Here is a 19095-nt window from a genome sequence, read left to right as displayed (position 1 = left end):
TTTTAAAACTATTTTTTGATAAAACGTTTCACCGTTCTTTGACCATCTTTTTCTAAAACAATTAGATAAATTCCTTTTTTAAGTTGAGAAACATCTACGCTGTTATTGCTAACTTTTTGTTTTGAAACTGTATTTCCACTTTGAGCGTCTACAATACTTGCATTTTCACTGCTTACGGAAGTTGTAAAATAAAGTGTGTTTTCTGCCGGACTTGGATAAACGTTTAATGCCGTATCTGGTGCTTCTTCAATTGTTTCTGTCGAAAGTGTTTTTGCAGCTAAACCAGCACCCACTTTTGTGATTTTAATCCAGTTGATGTTCATTCCCGTATTCTGAATATAGATTCCAAAATTGTATGTTCCTGCATTTACGTTTACGGTTTGAGAAACCGTTTGCCAGTTTTGCCATCCTCCGGTATTTGGGATATCAACATTGCCTAAAACAATCGTTCCACCATTTAAATCAGAAGATAATTTACCGCCAGTTACACCACTTGCAACTCTGTATTCAATTAAATAAGAACCTGTTGTTGGGAAATTAATGCTGTTATACGCCAACCAGTCTCCGGTTTCTGTGTAACCAACGTTTGAACCTCCTCCGGTATCTGTAGTTGCTTCCACCTGAATTCCGTTCATGGCTGAGTAATCTTCGGCCTGAATTAAAACAGACGTTTGTGAAGATGTTGCTGCAACCAATTTCCATTGCGCACAAGTTTGTCCGTTATCCTGCCATTGCTGTACATTGGCACCATTTGTAGTGCTTGCACCAGCAACTTCTATTAATTTACCGCTGTGTCTGGCTACAATTTTATAAAATCCGTCACCTGTAGCAACCAATACAAATTGCTGATTTGGTGTTGCATTGTATGGATATTGCTCTACATTGGCACCATTATCTTTATTAAAATTATTTACATCTAAAGACTGACCGCTGTGGTTGGCAATAATTTTATACAAACCGTCACCTAAATGTGTGAAAGTAAATTTCTGATTGTTTGCTGAGTTTGGAGTTCCCTGCGCCACATTTGCAGCGTTTGCTGTACTTGCGTTCCAAACATCCATATTCAGATTACTGTTTCTGTTTTGAAGATAGAAAGTCTGGTTTCCTAAAGTGGTAACTCCATTTGCCAGAATTCTGATCGAAGTTACTTTGTCATTCCACGTTGTATTCAAACAAGTATTATCAGCATTAATTACGGTTGAAGTTCCTGTAAAATTATCATCCTGATACAAAATTGCCTGAAATCCTTTTGCTACTTTAAGTGAAGAAATATCATCGTTTAAAATACCCAGAGTATTTAAACGAGCCAGATTGTAATCTCCAATGGTTAATCCTCCTGAAAAACCTGCGTAATTGCAATCTTTATAAACCGTAATCACATCTGTTGTAGCAGGAACCGAAGGAACTGTTCCGGCATATCCGCCAAAAACAGCAATTACTTTTGTTGGCTGCGGTGTATGTAACGATGGCGACTGATCTGCAACATCATCATAAGCAAAACCATAAGCCAGATTATCAATGCTGATGCCTGGTAAATGCCAAAATTTTGAATAATGATTGGTTGGGTTTACCTGATAAAATTTCGAAGCATCGTACCAATTTTGCTGACCCGGATTTGGCGTTGTTGTATTCACAACATGTCTGTTTATTGCCGCCGTTAATTGTGCCTGAATAACCAAATCTAAATCTCCATCAACCAATCTTCTGTCCAGAACGCCTTTTCCTTCAAGTGCTTCCTGAGTTGTAGGTCGGTTCTGAACTCTTCCTGTACGGCCTACAAATCCACCGGATTGTCCTACCATTTCCAGTTGTTCTCCAATAACTCTTCCCTTGAAAACTCCCGCGTCTCCGGCATAAAATATTAAGTCTTCGTTTTTATATTTGTTCCAAATGGCATCAATATAAGATTTTAAATAATTAGCCTGAGGTCCTACAGAAGTACCTCCTGTTCCATCTGCAAAAGCAGGCGTTTTTGAAGGTGCCGTAATTTCTCCCGTTGCATCATTTACACAACCCTGAAATTCTGATGGTACATTGGCTTTAAAAGCAGCCACGATATCGGCATGTTTTTTTAATTCACCCACTTTTTTCTGATATCCGTTGGCACCAAATAGCTCAAGTCCCATTGGGTATTTATACGAATCCACACGTGAAGGATTTCCGAAGAAACCATATTGATTATTCGTCAACTCAATAATTTCATATAAAATTCCCTGATTCGGATCTGTAACATTCAAAGGGTTTGGCGAAGTATATCCAGATGGCGCACCATTGGCACCAAAAAAGTAGAAATACAATTGCTGCCCTTTAGCAATAAAAACTCTACAGCCTGCGATTAAAGGCAATGTGAAAGTTTTATTTGGAATTTCACTTAATTTGGTAAAACAAGCCGCATATTTTGAGTTTTGTCCCGGGCCGGTATTCCCGCCAATTGTTGGTCCTGTAACGGTATTATAAGATGGACTCATTGGTAAAACCTGACTCGTTTTGGCATTGACCCAAACGTGGTTTCCGGTTGTATAATCGATACCTACAATAGCAACGTACAATTCGTTGTCATTAAATGTAGAACTATTTGTAATTGTAAATGGTATGGCACCCTGGCCGTACATAAGGTTTGAAAACACCAGAAACAGTGTTAACAAAGATGATATTCTAAGTTTAATTTTATTCATATCTAAATTATTTTGGGGTTACTTAAATAGTTTTCAAATCAAAAAATTATGTCCGTCAGGTGTATTGTTTGGTGCTATCCTTTAAATTTAAATTCCTATTTAATTAGGCAATATTCTTTAAAATCACTTTACACCCAACGGATTATAATTATTGCTTAATCAGTTTTTTAGTCCAACTTTTTTGATCTGATTTAATATTCAGAATATAAATTCCTCTTGTTAATCTGCTAATATCAATTACGCTTTCCTGTGTATCAGCATCTACTTTTGTCTGTATTAAAGCTGTTCCTGAATTATCATAAATCGTAATTACTTTGTGATCTAATTTTTCAGGTAATGAAACCTGAATATAACTGCTTGCAGGATTTGGATACATTACAAAATCTGTATTGGTAACTTCGGCTTCCTCCACAACATTTGCTATTTTAGCTGATGATGCAGATCCGTAAGCTTCAATTTCAAACAATGAATATCCGTACGGAGCCAGCGCTTTTGCAGAACATAAAATTCTCAGGTATCTTCCTGTTCCGCTTACCGCTAAATCATCTGTTCCGCCATCACTTGCCGTTTGCGTATTTAGGGTTTCATTATCTGTGAAAACATTATCTGTAGAAAGTTGTATTTTATATTGGGTTGCAAAAGCCGCTTCCCATTTTAAAACCACACGATTAATGTTGTAATTAGATCCTAAATCAACATAAATCCATTCGCTTGCATTAGCAAAACTACTCGCCCATCTTGTGGTTGTTGCGTCGCCGTCTGTGGCTTTCGCCGAAGAATAAGTGGTATTTTCTTCTGTTGAAGCTGTCGCTGTTTTGGCCAAAGCCAAATTGACATTGCTATTTGGAGGTGTAATATTTCTAACAATTACGTCGCTAAAAACTCCAGTTGCCAAAGTTCCATTTGCATGGGAAGTCACGGCCATTCCCACATAAATCGTATTGGCCATGGCAATCGTTCTTGGTGTTCCAAGTTGTGTCCAGGTTGTTCCGTTATCCGATGTGTAAGATGTAAATACATTTCCTGAACGAACAATACGAAGCCATTTTGGGGTTGTTCCCGCTGCTCCCTGCTGAATTGTTGCTACTGCAACTGCATCTCTTGATAAAAATTCTACTCCAGCCGCAGCCGTAATTGTGGTCATAGCGTGTTTAGAAGTGGGCGTAAGCGTTTCTCTAAACATCACTCCCGCTTTTGCATAAGTATTGGTATTTGTCAATGAATTTACTCTGGCAATAATTTCTGCATCACCAGTTATCGGTTGATATACATATTGAAACTGATCGCTTGATTCCCAAATATCAGTTCCTGAACCTTTTATGGTGAAAGTTCCGCTGGCGTGCGTTGCTTCTCCTGCCGGAGTTACAGCGCCTAAATCTGTACTCACCCACGGTGCAGGTAAAGTTGCCGGAGGATTTTCTGTAGAAACTAAATTTAAAGCTCTTAAATTATCAAAATAATAGGTGTTTCCTGAATTTGTTCCAGGTTCAAACAAGAATACAAAACGATTTACATCGCTGTCTAATGTAGAAGCGTCCGGAGTACTTGCATATGTGAAAGTTACGGTATGCCATGCATTGCTTTGTTTTACAACACCTTGGTAAATGCTATGTCTACCCGCAGGATAATTGGACGGAATAGAAGCATTACTTTCTGCCTGCCATGAAATTATAGATCCAACCGGAGCTGAAGTGTACACATCCATCGCAAACTTTTTAGTTCCTGATTTGAAATCTCCAATATTGGTTAAAGTGGTATTGAACGAAAAATTATCATACAATTCAGTTGATTTTCTAACATATCGCCCAACATTTGAAGAGGTATTTATCCCGCTTGCATTTGGATTTGCTGTGTTAGCAGTATAAGTTCCGATGGCATCTCTAAACGTAATATTATGTGTGTTTTGATAATCTTCATAAACAACACCCGGCGTAAAAGTGTCCGGTAATTTGGTTGAACCAATTCTGATGTTATCAAAATAATAGGTATCGCTTGTATAAGAACCTGAATTAAATAACAATACCATTTGGTTTATTGCCAGATTTGAAGTTCCTGCGTCGGGACTTGAATTGTAATAGAAAGTTAGTGTTTCCCATTGATTTTGTTTGGTTGTGATCGCTACATAGTTACTGTTTCTTCCTGTTGGAAAATTAGCCGGAAGCGATGTGGCACTATTCTCTAAATTCAAACTTACAACTGTACCAATTGGTGCCGAAGTATAGACATCAATCATAATTTTATTGGTCTGATTTTTCAATAAACCAGCATCTTCAATTGTGCTTTGTGTATTGAAAAATAAAACGTCATATTGCTCGGTTACATTTCGAACATAACGTGCCACATTCGCGGAAGCGTTAACTGAATTTGCACCCGGATTTGCTACTACGGAATAAGTTCCTGTTGTAGTTCCTTTAATGATTTTATTTATTCCGTCGTAGTTTTGCAAAACGTCGGTCGCAATAATTGGTTTTTCCGGAGCGGCTTTTGTCAACAGATTATCAAAATAATACGTCGCTCCTGAATTTGAATTGGATTCAAAAAGAAAAACTACAGTATTGATTGTCAAAGCACTTGTATTGGGGTCGATTACTTTTTCGAATTCGAATTCGATCGTTTCCCATTTGTTTTGTACCGTTGTCGTTGCTTTGTAACCACTGTGTCTTCCTGACGGAAAATTGGTTGCTGTTGTTACCAAACTGTTTTCTAATTGCATGGAAATTTTTGTACCAACCGGTGCAGATGTATAAATATCAAAAGACATTCTTTTTCTTCCGTATACATAATCATTTGCATTGCTGATTACCACGTTTTTAATATTCAAAACATCATATAATTCAGATGAGTTACGAACATATTTCCCCACCAAAGCAGAAGTATTTATTCCTGTTGCCGATGGGTTTGCTGTAGCTTCTGTTAAAACTCCCGTTTTAAGACCATACACTATATTTCGATTCGATTGAAAATCTTCATGGATTTTTTCTACAGGCAAAACGGCTTCTGTTGTTACGGCCAGTTTATAAGTATTTGCAGTACATCCGGAAACTGTTGTAGCTACGGCAACATCTCCTCCTGATGTTCCCCAGTTAACCGTAATGGTATTTGTTCCTTGTCCAGATGTAATGCTGGCACCTGCAGGAACTGTCCAGTTGTAAGTGGCACCGGCAATTGCATTTAAAGAATACGTTTTATTGGTTTCGTTTTGATACACTTTTGCATCACCAACTACACCGTAATTAAAACTTCCGCTGTAAACACGAACATAATCTACTTGTAATTTTGCCGGAAAATCTGCCGGAATTGGCTCAACTCCTGCACCATTTACACTTGTATAAGGCGTTCCTAAACTACCAACAGCCAGATTTAGAATAATATAAAACTGTTGCTCATTAAAAGGCCATCCGCCGTTTACTGTAGTATTTGGAGTAGCGGTATGAAATAAATTACCATCAATAAACCATTTGATAATATTTGGTCCCCATTCTACAGCATAAACGTGAAATTCATTAGATAAATCTGTTGGCGATGTATAACTTCTGCCTGTATAATGGTATCCGCCTCCATCATAATGAATAGTTCCATCTATTGATTTTGGGTTTCTGTGTTTGGCTTCCATAATATCAATTTCGCCAGTATAAGGCCAGTTTGCGGTACCTGCCGGCAACATCCAAAATGCCGGCCAAGCTCCCATTCCGTTAGATAACTTCATGCGGGCTTCAATTCTTCCGTACTTTATGGCATACTTTCCTTCAGTTGTTAATTTGGCTGAAGAATAGGGCTGTTGCGGAAATGATGCGCTTGGCTCGTATTTCGCCTGAATATTCAGATAACTGTCTGTACCTTCTTTGACGATTGTTGCCTGGTTTGGATCATAACGCTGAGCTTCTGCATTTCCAAATCCGCAAAGCGAAGGACAGCCATTTCCGGAAATACTTTGCCATTTTGTTAAATCTACTGTGGTTCCGTTAAACTCATCAGACCAAACTAAAGTGTTGCATTGTGCCTGAAGTCTTAAAAAAGGTGTAAGAAAAAATAGTATTAGAATAATACACCTTTTTAAAAAATAGTAATTACTTCCCGGTGGTCGGCCGAAAGAAAAGTCTTTTTGTTTCATTTTTTTTTAGTTTTTTGTTAGTAAAGTTCATTAACACAATAAATCTTCTATTTTTTAAAAAACAGTTCTATATTGTATTAATAAGATGACAATATTAACAAATAAACTACCGAAGATGTCAATTTTGAGGTACGGTTTGACTACGGTGTTTGTAAAAAAATGTAATAATCAGCTTTCAAAAACCGTAAAACTACTTAGGATTTTACTTATAGTGAAAAATTGCTTAACGGTTGGTTTTAGAGAGAAAAAGCTTGAATTTATTTTGTAGGAATGCGTAGTGAAATGTTTGCCACAGATTAAATGATTAAAAAGAATTATAAAATCTGTCCTCATTTTGTAATTTAGAACAAGATGCGTTAAACCCGACTGGTTTTAAAAACCTGTCGGGTTTGAAATGCCGATACTTTTTGTGTTTAGTTTGTCATTTAATCACATAAAGTTAAGACACACAGTTCGTCGCTCTCTGGATGTGATTTCTCGTTCCTCGAAATGACAAACTAAAAATTCAAAATAAACTCCGTAATATTCGCATCTGACGAAAGTTGTAATTTCTTGCGAATGCGATATCGGGTATCTTCCACGCCTCTTACGGAGATTCCTAAAAGCGGCGCAATTTCTTTGGTATTAAAATTCATTCGCAAATAAGCACACAGACGCATATCACGGGGAGTTAATTCTGGAAAACTCGTTTTCAAGCGTTGCATAAAATTATCATGAAGCTGGTTGAAAATTTCTTCAAATTCATTCCAATGCTGATCTCCCTGAAGTTCATGATCAATCAATCGGTTTATTTTGGTCAATAAACTGAAATTTACATTAGTGTCATTCTTTTTATCAATTTGTCCGATAAGTTCTTTTATCGAAAGCAAAATTTCATTTAAATGGATTAGATTCACCGTACTAGAAGCTACTTTTGCATTTTTAAGATTAATGGTAGCTTCGAGGTTTTCGCGCATAATGGCCATGTTTTGCTGTTCTAATGCCAGTTTTTGTTCGTTTAATTCTGCTCTGTTTCGCAATAATTCTTTTTCCTGATTTAAAATCAATTGTTCCCGATCGCGCTCGGCAAGATTTTTTTGATATTTAATAATCGCATAAATCAAAACACCAAAAAGCAACAAATACAAAATATAAGCCCAACTTGTTCTGTACCACGGCGGTGAAATTTCAAATTTAAAAATAGCTTCTTCGCTTACGACATCGTAAATATTTTTTGCCCTTACGTGAAAAATATATTCGTTTTCAGGCAAATTGGTATATTCTTTTTCCGTCTGTAAACTCCAATCCGACCATTTTTCTTCAAAACCTTCCAGCCAATATTCGTACTTTGTAGCATCGGCTTCATCATAACAAAGTGAAGCAAACGAAAAATGCAAAGCATTATTAGAATGTGATAAAACGGGAGTGAGTTCATTTTTATCCAATTTTATATTATTAGGAAGTACATCGTATCTACTGGAAAACAATAAACTATCTTTTGGTAAAATACATTTCACCTCAGAAATAATCGCTTTATACTTTGCCTGATAACTTTTATTTTTGGTTGCGTTATAATGAATTAAGCCATCCTGAGTACCAAAAAAAACATCGCCATTTGTAGTGGTTTGAATGTTTTCAAAACCCGGAACATATAAATATCGAAGTTTTCTAAAAGGCAATTCTTCTACAGTAAAATTTCCATTTGTCTGTCGGGTCATTTTTCCGGTATTTTCTCCGGAAACATACCAGAAATTATTTTGATTATCTGCTTTAAGCAATCGAATATGATTTTCCAATCCCAAATACTTTTTAAAAACCGCGTCGGGAATCATTTTTTTTGAAGTTTTGTCTTGTTTATAAATACCTTTTGTAGTTCCGAAAAGTATTTGATTATTAATTTTAAAAGTATTCAAAAACAAACTAGAAGGAAAACCACTTTCCTGATTGTAAAACTGAAGATCTGAAACTGCATCAAATGTTTTATTGAGTTTAATTTTAAAAATTCCCTTATAACCATGAGCAAGCCAGATACTTTCGTTATCAGTTACAATTATCCTGCTGCTTTCCTGAAAACCTTTAATTTTATGCTGATATACCCAGGAATCATTTATTTTTTTTAACAAATGCATTCCGTTATAACCGCCAACTAATAATAAATCAGGACGATTTGGAATATTTATGCCTTGCCACGCCCCATCAGTTTTTGCCAGTAATTGAGCCGAATTCCCTTTGATTTCATAGATTCCGTTTTTTTCAAAAGCCAATAGCGATTTACCAAAAACGCCAACATTCCACACATTTTCAGACATTCCTGAAATGTGTTGGAAATGTGTATTTTCACGCTTTCCGTTTTTATATGCTTGCCAATCCATCCAAAATAAACCGTTATCTGTAGCGATATATAATTTATTTTGATAAATCTGGCTGCAATATATTTTAGTTTCTGAACTTGATGTGTCTAATATTCTGGACAAAGGCGAAGAAATCTGAATTAATGAAATACCTTCTTTTAAAGTTACCCATAAATTGCCTTCTTTATCCGTTTTAAGATTTGTAACATATTCATTTTGCAGCCCCATTTGTTTATTAATGTGCTGAATTAAATGTCCGGTACTATCAATAACTATCAATCCGGATTGTCGTGTTCCAATTCCTAAATAGCCATCGGGAAACAAAATTGCGGTCGTAATTTGATACTGTTTCAATAAATAATCAGCTTCTGTAACAAAAGGTTTTATTAGATTATTTTTATAAATAAAAAGACCATTTTTTTGGGTTAGCAGCATCAATCCGTCTTTAGTAGCAAAAGCTTTCCGAATTTTCATTCCCAAAAATTGTTGCCCTTTTTCTACAGGAATTAAAACATCATCTTTTAACTTCAACAAACCTTTTCTGTTATCTAAAACATAAATAGAAGTGCCAACATTAAAAAACTCATCAAAATTTGAAGTAGATTCTATTACCTTGATTTTATTGTTCTTATAAATAAATATTTTTTCGTTTGAGAAAAAAATCACTTCGTTATTTCGAACAACAGTATGTAAAACATCTCCAAAATTTCTGGACGAAACCGGAAGTAATTTGACCAATGAAGTATATTTGTATTGCCCGTTTGGCAACTGAAAAGTATAACCAAAATCGCATTGAGCCCCCACATATATCCGATCATTTTTATCGATTGCAAGGGACCTTACCATACTTTTATTTTCTGGCTGTGTAACAATATTCCATCGCACACCATCAAATTGCATAATACCAAAATGATTGGCAAAAAACATCATTCCCTTTGAATCCTGCAAAACATCCCAGTTTTCTGAAGCTGCCTTGTATGTTTTTGGATTATAATTTGTAATAAACGGAACTCCGATTTTTTTTATTTGCGCACTTATAATAGCAGGCAAAAAAAAGATCGATACAACTAAAAATCTAATTATACATTTTGTCATTTTGTTTCTGTCTGTAGGTTATTTTTTATGGTCGTGAGAAAACCATAATCCTAAAAACAACAGCTTGGGATTGCTGTTTTCAGGCAAAAAAAATTGTTTTATAATGCTTTTTAAAATTATAATTTGATAATTTCCAGGGCTATAAAAACAATTATATATAATCAAATATATAAAATTTTATTTTATTGTAACAAATTACATTAAAAATAGAAAATTTGATAATGCGTTTAATTAGATAATTGGATAATTAGAAAATGAGATAATTTTAAACAAAATCTTGTCAGGCGAAGTCGAAGCTTGTCCTGCTGGACAAAAGCTATAGCTAACGCAGTATAAACACAAAACCCGACAGGTTTTAAAAACCTGTCGGGTTTAATAAACTAAGCGAACCTGAAACACGAAACAAAAAAACCTGTAACTCTATTTCAAAAGATTTTCTAACTCTTCATAACTATTAAAGAGAATGGCACCCTCGTTTGCCAGGTCTTCATTGTTATATCCATTGGCAAAACCATATACTTTAAATCCGCCACTTTTTCCTGCCTTTACTCCTGCTTTACTGTCTTCGACTACAATGCAATCTTTTACATCAAAACCTATTTCTTTTGCTGCGTGCAAAAAAATTCCGGGTTCTGGTTTCCAACTATTAATTTGGTAGGAACTAAATATTTTATTTTCGAATTTATCCAATAATCCGGCAACTTCGAGATTAAGTCTGATTTTATCAACAGGACCGCTTGAAGCCACACAATACGGGATTTTTAATTTTTCTATAAATTCAACTACCCCTTCCATTGGTTTAACCTGTGTTTTAAAAGCTTCAAAACTTTTGGTACGATATTCATTTTCAAAATTCTCCGGAAGTTTTTTATCAATTGCAGTTTCTATATGCTGAAAACATTCTTTTAAATTACGGCCGTTAAAATCGCGGTAAGCATCTTCCAATTTCATTTCAAAACCATGTTTTGCCGCCATTTCAAGCAAAATTCCGTTACCAATTTTTTCGGTATCTACGAGAACTCCATCGCAATCGAAAATTATACACTTAGTATTCATATTTAATTTTTTACATTTAATTATCAAATTTGACAAGAATGTAAATTACAAAATAAATTTTAAAAAGTCTGTAAAATTAAAGTGAAGCAGATATTCTGGAAACAATCTGAACTATAAAATCAGCCTGTGCCGGGTTAATTTTTTTTAAAGCTTCTGCCGTTTGAAACCATTCTGCCCTGTCAATTTCAGGAAAGCTTTTCATGCTTCCGGACTTGGGCGGCCATTCGATTTCAAATTCATTACTTTTTATTAAAGTAACGTCAATATCAAATTCTAAAGCCCAGGCAAAAACTGTTTTACCTGATTTGAGTTTTACAGGCTCCAGTTTAATAAAATCTCCGTCTGCTTCAAAGCCTGTTTCTTCGAGAAACTCACGCTGGGCGGCAACTAATCCATCTTCATCATCTGTAAACTCTCCTTTTGGAATCGACCAGCTTTCTAAGTCCTTATTTTTCCAAAATGGACCACCAGGATGAACTAATAAAAAATAAATCGTTACATCTACAAATTTATAGAGTAATAAACCGGCGCTTTGTTTCATTTTTTTGATATTATAATCTTAAAGATAATTCTTTTTATTTAGCAAAAGTTCAATTTGATATTATTTCAAAAGTGATTCTGTTTAGTCATGATTTACCATTTGGCGATAAAGCATCAAAACACCATTTTTATCTCTTTTCCAGATATTTGTGCTTTTTCCGGTTACGGTTGCTTTTCCTTTTTTCTTGTCCCACGAAACATCTACATAATAATAACCATATTCTATAACAAATTTATCTAGAGCAATCATTTTACTTGCTTTAATTTCTAAAAAATCAATTGATACTCCATTTGGTTTCTCATGTTCAACAAAATAAGGTTTTATATTATCCATACCTATCAGCATTGGCGTGTCATAAGTCATGTATATCGCATCATTTGCAAATAACTCTGTAGCATGTTTCTCCCCTTCTCTTTTTGTTACAAGTTTAGCAATAAGATCATTACGTTTATTTACTTCATCAGATACAGATTTGTTTACCTTTAGCTTTGGCATATTACTGGCCTGCGGTTTTAAGAATGAAAAATTAGATTTATCTACTGCACTGTTGGCTCCCCAAATTTCTGATACAAGTGTTAGATTCTCATCTTTCTCAATTCGCCATACATTCATGTACTTTCCGTCATAAACAAATAAAGTACTATCAGGTTTTGTAAAATTATTTGTAAAAGTTCCAATTTCTACTAAGTGATTTTTAATTAATAAAACTTCGTAAATAGTACGTTTATACGAATTTATCTTAACGTTATCAAACCATTGCTGATAGTAGTATGCTATACCATATTTTGAATATATTGCCTTATAGTATTCAGGCATGCAGGTTGGCTCATTTTCATCATAATATTTCATTATGACATTGATGTCTTTATTTACAAATGCATCTGCTAATTGAGTATTTATAGAATTTAATTTTTCTTTCCAGTAGTCAATACTTTTAGCTGTTTGATCCTGTGCAGACAACTTTAGAAAACTCAAGAAGATTATTGTAATCAACAAATATTTTTTTTTCATCTTTTCTAATATTTAAATTGATATACTAAAAGTAATAAATAACTTTTAAAACACTACAATACAGAATATTAAATACAATAAATAGGTTTTTATATTAACTGCTAAAATTAATTTTTTGTACATTTTTATACCATATTTGTATTTATATCTAAAGTTTGATTTGTAATTTTAGAAAGTCATAAGCAATTCATGACACTAAAACTTTCTAACGAAAATTAAACCACAAAAAATTGAAAAAGTATCTTTTACTCACCGTAATTCTGGCAAGTAATTTTGTCGCCCATTCTCAAAACAAAATTATAACCGTGATAAATTCTCTCAATATTGAGAGGGAATTTGAAACTGTTGAACTCACAAAAAAATCACTCGGATTACCCGATTCTGCAAAACTGGAAGAACTTGCCATAAAGGAAAAAAATAGTAATTTATTTCTCGAAAGTCAAGCTGTAGATAACGATGGCGACGGAACAATGGATGTTTTATTATTTCAGCCGAAAGTAAATGCTTCTTCTCAAAAAGATTTTGAAATTGTTCCGACAAAAAATACATCAGCAGCAAAAAATAGTATTTGCTATTCGAGATTTGTTCCTGAAAGAACAGACGATTATGCTTGGGAAAACAACAAAGTTGCTTTTAGAACTTATGGTCCTGTAGCACAACAAATGGTTGAAAATAAGATTGAAGGCGGAACTCTGACCAGCGGAATTGACGCTTGGTTAAAGAGAGTCGATTATCCTATTATTAATAAATGGTATGAAAAAGCCACTAACGGAACAGGAACTTATCATAAAGATACTGGCGAAGGTTTGGATAATTTTCATGTTGGAAACAGTCGTGGCGTTGGCGGAATAGCCGTGAAAGTTGACAATAAATATTATTTTTCTAAGAATTTCATCAGCTGGAAAACTATTACAACTGGCCCAATCAGAACCAGTTTTATTCTAACTTATGCCGATTGGGATGCAAAAGGAAATAAAATAACTGAATCTAAATTAATTAGTCTGGATTATGGAAGCTATTTATCCCGATTTGAAATTTCAATTACAGGAACCAAAACAATTGCTGCAGGGTTAACACTTCATGATAAAAAAGGAACTATCGGTACAAACATAAAAGAAGGCTGGTTAAGTCATTGGGAACCAATTGACGATTCTGAAATTGGAACTGGATTAGTTGCGCCAAAAAATACTCTAACAAGTTTTGATAATTATCTTACCAATGATAAAGACTTAAGTAATTTGTATGGAAACTTAAAAGTAAAAAACAATAAAGCAATCTATTTTGTTGGTTTTGGATGGAAAAAAGGAAGTCCATTTCAAACCAAAACAGAATGGGAAACGTATTTGAGTTCTTTTGCTAAAAAGATTAATAATCCACTTGTTGTGAAAGTAAAGAAGTAATCTAAAACATTTTTTAGAAACGAGTAAAAAAAGTCCCACATTGTGGGACTTTTTATTTAGAAGAAGTTATTTATTGTTTGATAAATTTCATGCTTGAACTTCCTTTATCTGATTTCACTTTTACAAAGTAATTACCTGTTCTAAGTTTTGAAACATCAATATTAGAAACTGATTTTGCATTTGGAACAGCGATAACCAACTGTCCTAAAATATCATAAATAGCTAATGATTGTATTTCTATACTTTGAGTTGCAGTAATATTTAAAACATCTTTAACCGGATTTGGATACAAGGTAAAATAATTCGAAAACTCGAAATCCTGGGTCCCCAGATTACTAACAGTTTTAAAAGTTGAAATGGCTTTATTAGTTAAAATCGGAAAATTATAATCAAAATAAATATTAGCATCATTGGTGAATGAATCTCCAACAACGAGTGTCGGTTTGGTCTTAATTTTAAAAGCAATATAACCATCATTAGTTGCATCATCAAAAGGGAGATTGATATTTTCGAAAATGAATTCTACTTTATTTCCATCTGAAATTTTGGTTACAAAAGGGTGGGTTGAACTTGTTGGAATTAAAGTTGAAATATCAAATTTATTTAAATCAATCATGTCCTTTACAACGATATTTTGTGCCGGATATGTTCCTGTATTTTCAAAACGAATTATATAATGAACGTATTCACCTATTAGACTAGATGTAATAATTGAACCTTCTAAACAAGTTTTATCGTTTGGATCATAAGAACCTACAACTGTTTGATTCAAGGTAAAATTATTATCTAAAGGTGTGTCATCTGTAAAGGCAGACACTATGGATGCTTTAAATGACAAAACATCTCCATTATTTACCGGCGGAACAGCGGTTGGAGTATTTACTTTAAATGTAAAAATGATTTCTGCAGATTCAAAAGGTTTTAGATTACTAAAGTTCCACGATAAATTATTTAATGCTTGAGTCGCAACAGGATTTGTGGTAACCAAATCTAAAACAGCATCATCAAAAGCTAAATTTACAACACCTGATTGTGTTGTATTTCCTTTGTTTTTGTAAATAATTTTATATGAAGAATTAAATCCGGGTATAGCCGCAGTAATTGGTAAAATTGAAACCTCTAAATCGGGATGGCTACCATTTGCAGTTATACAAAAATTTTGTTCTAGCGGGCTTATTTGTCCCGGAAAAGTAACATTGAAATCCGTTGGCGAAATGTTAAAATAAGCTGGGTTTTCTAAAACCGGAGTTATTGTATGAGAACCAACTGGTAAGTAAATTGAATAATCACCATTTACATTAGCTATTATGCTGGCGTTATTAGTTCCATCTGATAAGCTAAATTTTAAATTTGGAAGACTTAAATCTGAACCATCGCAACCATTATTATTTAAGTCAAATTTATTAATTCCCTGAATAGTATAGTAGGTTCCAATTGGCTTAAACGAGCAATAAGAATTTAAATTGCAATTACTATAACCGTATTTAGTAATTAGGCTTTGAACATCTACTAACTGACTCTCGTCTGCACAAACGTATTGTAAATTAGGATTTTGCGAGAAATCTAAAGTTTTTCCCTCATTGCTTCCGTTTCTGATAAATAATGAGGTAAGCTCATTTTGATAGCAGCTAAATTGTTCTATTTTATTTAAATCACTTAAGTCTAGTGTACTCAATTGGTTATGATAGCATTCAAGATTTAAAAGATTTGTTAATCCGTTTAAATTCAACGAAGCTAATTGATTATAACCACATTTTATCCCCTTAAGATTTATTAATCCATTTACGGTTAGTGTTTTTAATTGATTATCTGTACAATTTAACCACTCAAGATTAACTAAACCATCTAAATTTAGCGACGGAATATAATTTCCATCGCAGTATAACTCTTTAAGATTAACCAATCCATTTACATTTAATTCCATTAATTGATTTGAAAAACATGTTAAATTTACTAAGTTTATCAAACCGCTTACGTTTAATTTAAGCAATTTATTAATTTGACAAGATACACTAGTTAGACTTGTTGATCCGGTAATGTTTAGTTTGCTTAATAGATTTCCTCCACAACTTAAACTTTTAAGATTGATTAAATTGCCTGCATCTAATGTTTGTAATTGATTACCTTGACATTGCACATTTTTAAGAGCTGTTAACCCATTTAAATCCAGGGATGCCAACTTATTGTTAGAACACCAAAGATCTGTCATATTTACTGCACCGCTAATACTTAATGACGTTAGGTTCTTATTACCTGTACATTGAACTTCTTTTAAATTTGATGATCCATCAAGTATTAATGTCGTAAGGTTTGAATTTACAATATTAAAGTACGTAGTACTTTGAATAAAAGAATAGTTTAAATAAGTGAGTTTTTGAAGTAGATTAAAATCAATTGAATTAAATATTGGATTGTTGCTACAATTCAAATACTCAAGATTTGTAAAGTTCTCTAATCCTTGTAAAGAATTAATATTTGAATTACTAATGTCTAAAAATTTTAAATTTAGTGCTTCAGAAGTTTCAATTTGAAAATTTGAGTTTGTATCAATATTTAATGATATCAACTTCATTTTAAGATTATTGTCTGGAATATTAATAACCTGTGCATTCAAACTATTCAAAAAGCATAAAGCAAAAGCCAAAAAGTAGAGTTTCTTCATATATAGAATTTTATTACAAAAATAACTTTTTAAGAGAATAACACAACTTTATTTGTTAAAATCTCTTAAATCTAAAAACAAAGAACAAAAAAAAGTCCCACATTGCTGTGAGACTTTCTATTTAGAGGAAACTTAAGAATTATTTTTTCTCAGTTTTTTCCATTTTAGCTTTTAATGCAGCTAATACATCATTGTTATCTCCTAAAGTTGCAGCTGGTGCATTTGTAGTAGAGTTAGATGAAGTATTTTCAGTTGCAGCTTTCACGTTTTTCTCTTCTTCTTCACGGAAGATAGCAGTGTGAGAAGCAACTACTCTTTTGAATTCTTTGTTGAATTCGATAACTTTGAAATCAGCAGTATCACCTTTTTTCAATTTCTTTCCGTCTTCTTTTTCAAGGTGACGAGTAGGAATGAAAGCAACGATATCATCTCCGAATTCTACAGTAGCTCCTTTGTCAACGATTTCAGAAATTTCACCATTGTGGATAGTTCCTACAGCGAAAGAATCTTCGTATTGATCCCAAGGATTAGCAGTAGTTTGTTTGTGACCTAAAGATAATTTACGTCCTTCAACATCTAATTCTAATACAACTACATCAAGTTTCTCACCAACATTTACAAATTCAGATGGGTGTTTGATTTTCTTAGTCCAAGATAAGTCAGAGATGTAAATTAATCCATCAATTCCTTCTTCTAATTCTACGAAAATACCAAAGTTTGTAAAGTTTCTAACGATACCTGTATGTTTAGAACCTACTGGGTATTTAGAAGTGATGTCAGTCCATGGATCTTGAGTCAATTGTTTGATACCTAATGACATTTTACGGTCATCTCTATCTAAAGTTAAGATAACAGCCTCAACAACATCTCCAACTTTTACGAAATCCTGAGCAGAACGTAAATGAGTTGACCATGACATTTCAGAAACGTGGATTAAACCTTCAACACCTTCAGCAACTTCGATAAATGCACCGTAATCAGCGATTACAACTACTTTACCTTTTACTTTATCACCAATAGTTAAATTAGCATCTAAAGCATCCCATGGGTGAGCGTTTAATTGTTTCAATCCTAATTGAATTCTTGTTTTCTCATCATCGAAATCAAGGATTACAACGTTTAATTTTTGGTCTAATTCAAGAACTTCACTTGGGTGGTTGATTCTACTCCAAGAAAGGTCAGTAATGTGAATTAATCCGTCAACACCACCTAAGTCAATGAACACACCATAAGAAGTAATGTTTTTAACAACACCTTCTAATACTTGTCCTTTTTGTAATTGACCGATGATTTCTTTTTTCTGTACTTCGATATCAGCTTCGATAAGCGCTTTATGAGATACAACAACGTTTTTGAATTCGTGGTTAATTTTTACCACTTTGAATTCCATCATTTTGTTTACATATACATCGTAGTCTCTAATTGGCTTAACGTCAATTTGAGAACCAGGTAAGAAAGCTTCAATTCCAAAAACGTCAACGATCATACCACCTTTAGTTCTGCATTTTACAAAACCATTAACGATTTCTCCTGTTTCGTTTGCAGAAATAACTCTATCCCATGATTTAATAGTACGTGCTTTTCTGTGAGATAATACTAATTGACCTGTTTTATCCTCACGGATGTCGATTAATACTTCTACTTTGTCACCAACTTTTAAGTTTGGGTTGTAACGGAATTCGTTTAAAGAAATAACACCTTCCGATTTTGCGTTGATATCAACGATAACGTCTCTATCTGTAATTCTAACAACTACACCTTCAACTACTTCTTCTTGGTCTGTAGCGATGAAAGTTTTTGAAACTAGTTCTTCGAATTCTTGTAAGTTTTTCTCATCTACTGCATCAATTCCTTCTTGGAAGTTATGCCAGTTAAAATTTGCTAAAAACTCTTCTTGTGATTTTAATTGTTCAGACATGCTCTGATAAAAAATTTGTATTCTGTATTTCTCGAGTTTCTTAATGCAGTAGAAAAAACAGAAGTTGTTTTACATAAATAGTTGATACCTAAAGGAAACTCTTCTTTGCCAAAAGGACTGCAAAATTAATACATTTATTTGTAATGGCAAAATAAAACCAAATGATAATCAATCAATTATTCAGGAGCAGAAGATTTCAGGTTTTTCAAGACGTTCAGTCCCGCTTTCGCTCCTATCTTTTATGGTGAACGCCACCATAAAAGGATATCCGCTCTATCGGGGCTAGATTAGAGGTT

At 33.7% G+C, this 19095-nt stretch carries 9 protein-coding genes; 1 reads left to right on the top strand and 8 read right to left on the bottom strand.

Translation table 11 applies throughout. The annotated features are described in order from the left end of the window. Nucleotides 1–8 precede the first annotated feature (8 nt). From BUE22_RS21935 to BUE22_RS21905, 6 genes are all read right to left on the bottom strand, one after another. Nucleotides 9–2675 (bottom strand): beta-1,3-glucanase family protein, encoded by a 2667-nt coding sequence (locus BUE22_RS21935; RefSeq protein WP_073398120.1) that lies wholly within the window; start codon nucleotides 2673–2675, stop codon nucleotides 9–11. Between the two features lie 148 nt (nucleotides 2676–2823). Beyond that, nucleotides 2824–6786 (bottom strand): family 16 glycosylhydrolase, encoded by a 3963-nt coding sequence (locus tag BUE22_RS21930; RefSeq protein ID WP_073398119.1) that lies wholly within the window; start codon nucleotides 6784–6786, stop codon nucleotides 2824–2826. 497 nt (nucleotides 6787–7283) lie between these two features. After that, complete coding sequence (locus BUE22_RS21920; RefSeq protein ID WP_073398117.1) at nucleotides 7284–10211, bottom strand: triple tyrosine motif-containing protein; 2928 nt, start codon at nucleotides 10209–10211, stop codon at nucleotides 7284–7286. A 420-nt stretch (nucleotides 10212–10631) separates the two neighbouring features. Next, nucleotides 10632–11267, bottom strand: a complete 636-nt coding sequence (locus BUE22_RS21915; RefSeq protein WP_073398116.1) for an HAD family hydrolase — start codon at nucleotides 11265–11267, stop codon at nucleotides 10632–10634. A 76-nt stretch (nucleotides 11268–11343) separates the two neighbouring features. Further along, entirely contained in the window at nucleotides 11344–11808 is a 465-nt protein-coding gene (locus BUE22_RS21910) for an NUDIX hydrolase (protein WP_073398115.1), read from the bottom strand. Between the two features lie 81 nt (nucleotides 11809–11889). Beyond that, entirely contained in the window at nucleotides 11890–12819 is a 930-nt protein-coding gene (locus BUE22_RS21905) for a Cif family virulence factor (protein ID WP_073398114.1), read from the bottom strand. A 230-nt stretch (nucleotides 12820–13049) separates the two neighbouring features. On the opposite strand from BUE22_RS21905, the gene BUE22_RS21900 reads away from it, so the two are divergent. After that, nucleotides 13050–14219, top strand: a complete 1170-nt coding sequence (locus BUE22_RS21900; protein ID WP_073398113.1) for a DUF4861 family protein — start codon at nucleotides 13050–13052, stop codon at nucleotides 14217–14219. 70 nt (nucleotides 14220–14289) lie between these two features. Here BUE22_RS21900 and BUE22_RS21895 read toward each other — a convergent pair whose 3' ends face one another. Together BUE22_RS21895 and rpsA are read right to left on the bottom strand one after the other, a co-directional pair. After that, on the bottom strand, nucleotides 14290–16881 hold the full coding sequence (locus BUE22_RS21895) for a DUF7619 domain-containing protein (protein ID WP_073398112.1): 2592 nt from the start codon (nucleotides 16879–16881) through the stop codon (nucleotides 14290–14292). A gap of 139 nt (nucleotides 16882–17020) precedes the next feature. Further along, nucleotides 17021–18799 carry a 30S ribosomal protein S1 gene (gene rpsA / locus BUE22_RS21890; protein ID WP_029270489.1) on the bottom strand — a complete coding sequence of 593 codons (1779 nt, stop codon included), beginning with the start codon at nucleotides 18797–18799 and terminating at the stop codon, nucleotides 17021–17023. Nucleotides 18800–19095: the final 296 nt, after the last annotated feature.

This window comes from Flavobacterium pectinovorum (assembly GCF_900142715.1).
GTDB lineage: Bacteria > Bacteroidota > Bacteroidia > Flavobacteriales > Flavobacteriaceae > Flavobacterium > Flavobacterium pectinovorum.
The sequence above is the reverse complement of the archived record's forward strand: the minus strand, read 5'-3'. Positions and strand labels throughout refer to the sequence as shown.

Coding starts and splice junctions, on each gene's coding strand:
- BUE22_RS21905 (WP_073398114.1), bottom strand. CDS start 12,819: ATGAAAAAAAAATATTTGTTGATTACAATAATCTTCTTGAGTTTTCTA.
- BUE22_RS21935 (WP_073398120.1), bottom strand. CDS start 2,675: ATGAATAAAATTAAACTTAGAATATCATCTTTGTTAACACTGTTTCTG.
- BUE22_RS21895 (WP_073398112.1), bottom strand. CDS start 16,881: ATGAAGAAACTCTACTTTTTGGCTTTTGCTTTATGCTTTTTGAATAGT.
- BUE22_RS21910 (WP_073398115.1), bottom strand. CDS start 11,808: ATGAAACAAAGCGCCGGTTTATTACTCTATAAATTTGTAGATGTAACG.
- BUE22_RS21915 (WP_073398116.1), bottom strand. CDS start 11,267: ATGAATACTAAGTGTATAATTTTCGATTGCGATGGAGTTCTCGTAGAT.
- rpsA (WP_029270489.1), bottom strand. CDS start 18,799: ATGTCTGAACAATTAAAATCACAAGAAGAGTTTTTAGCAAATTTTAAC.
- BUE22_RS21920 (WP_073398117.1), bottom strand. CDS start 10,211: ATGACAAAATGTATAATTAGATTTTTAGTTGTATCGATCTTTTTTTTG.
- BUE22_RS21930 (WP_073398119.1), bottom strand. CDS start 6,786: ATGAAACAAAAAGACTTTTCTTTCGGCCGACCACCGGGAAGTAATTAC.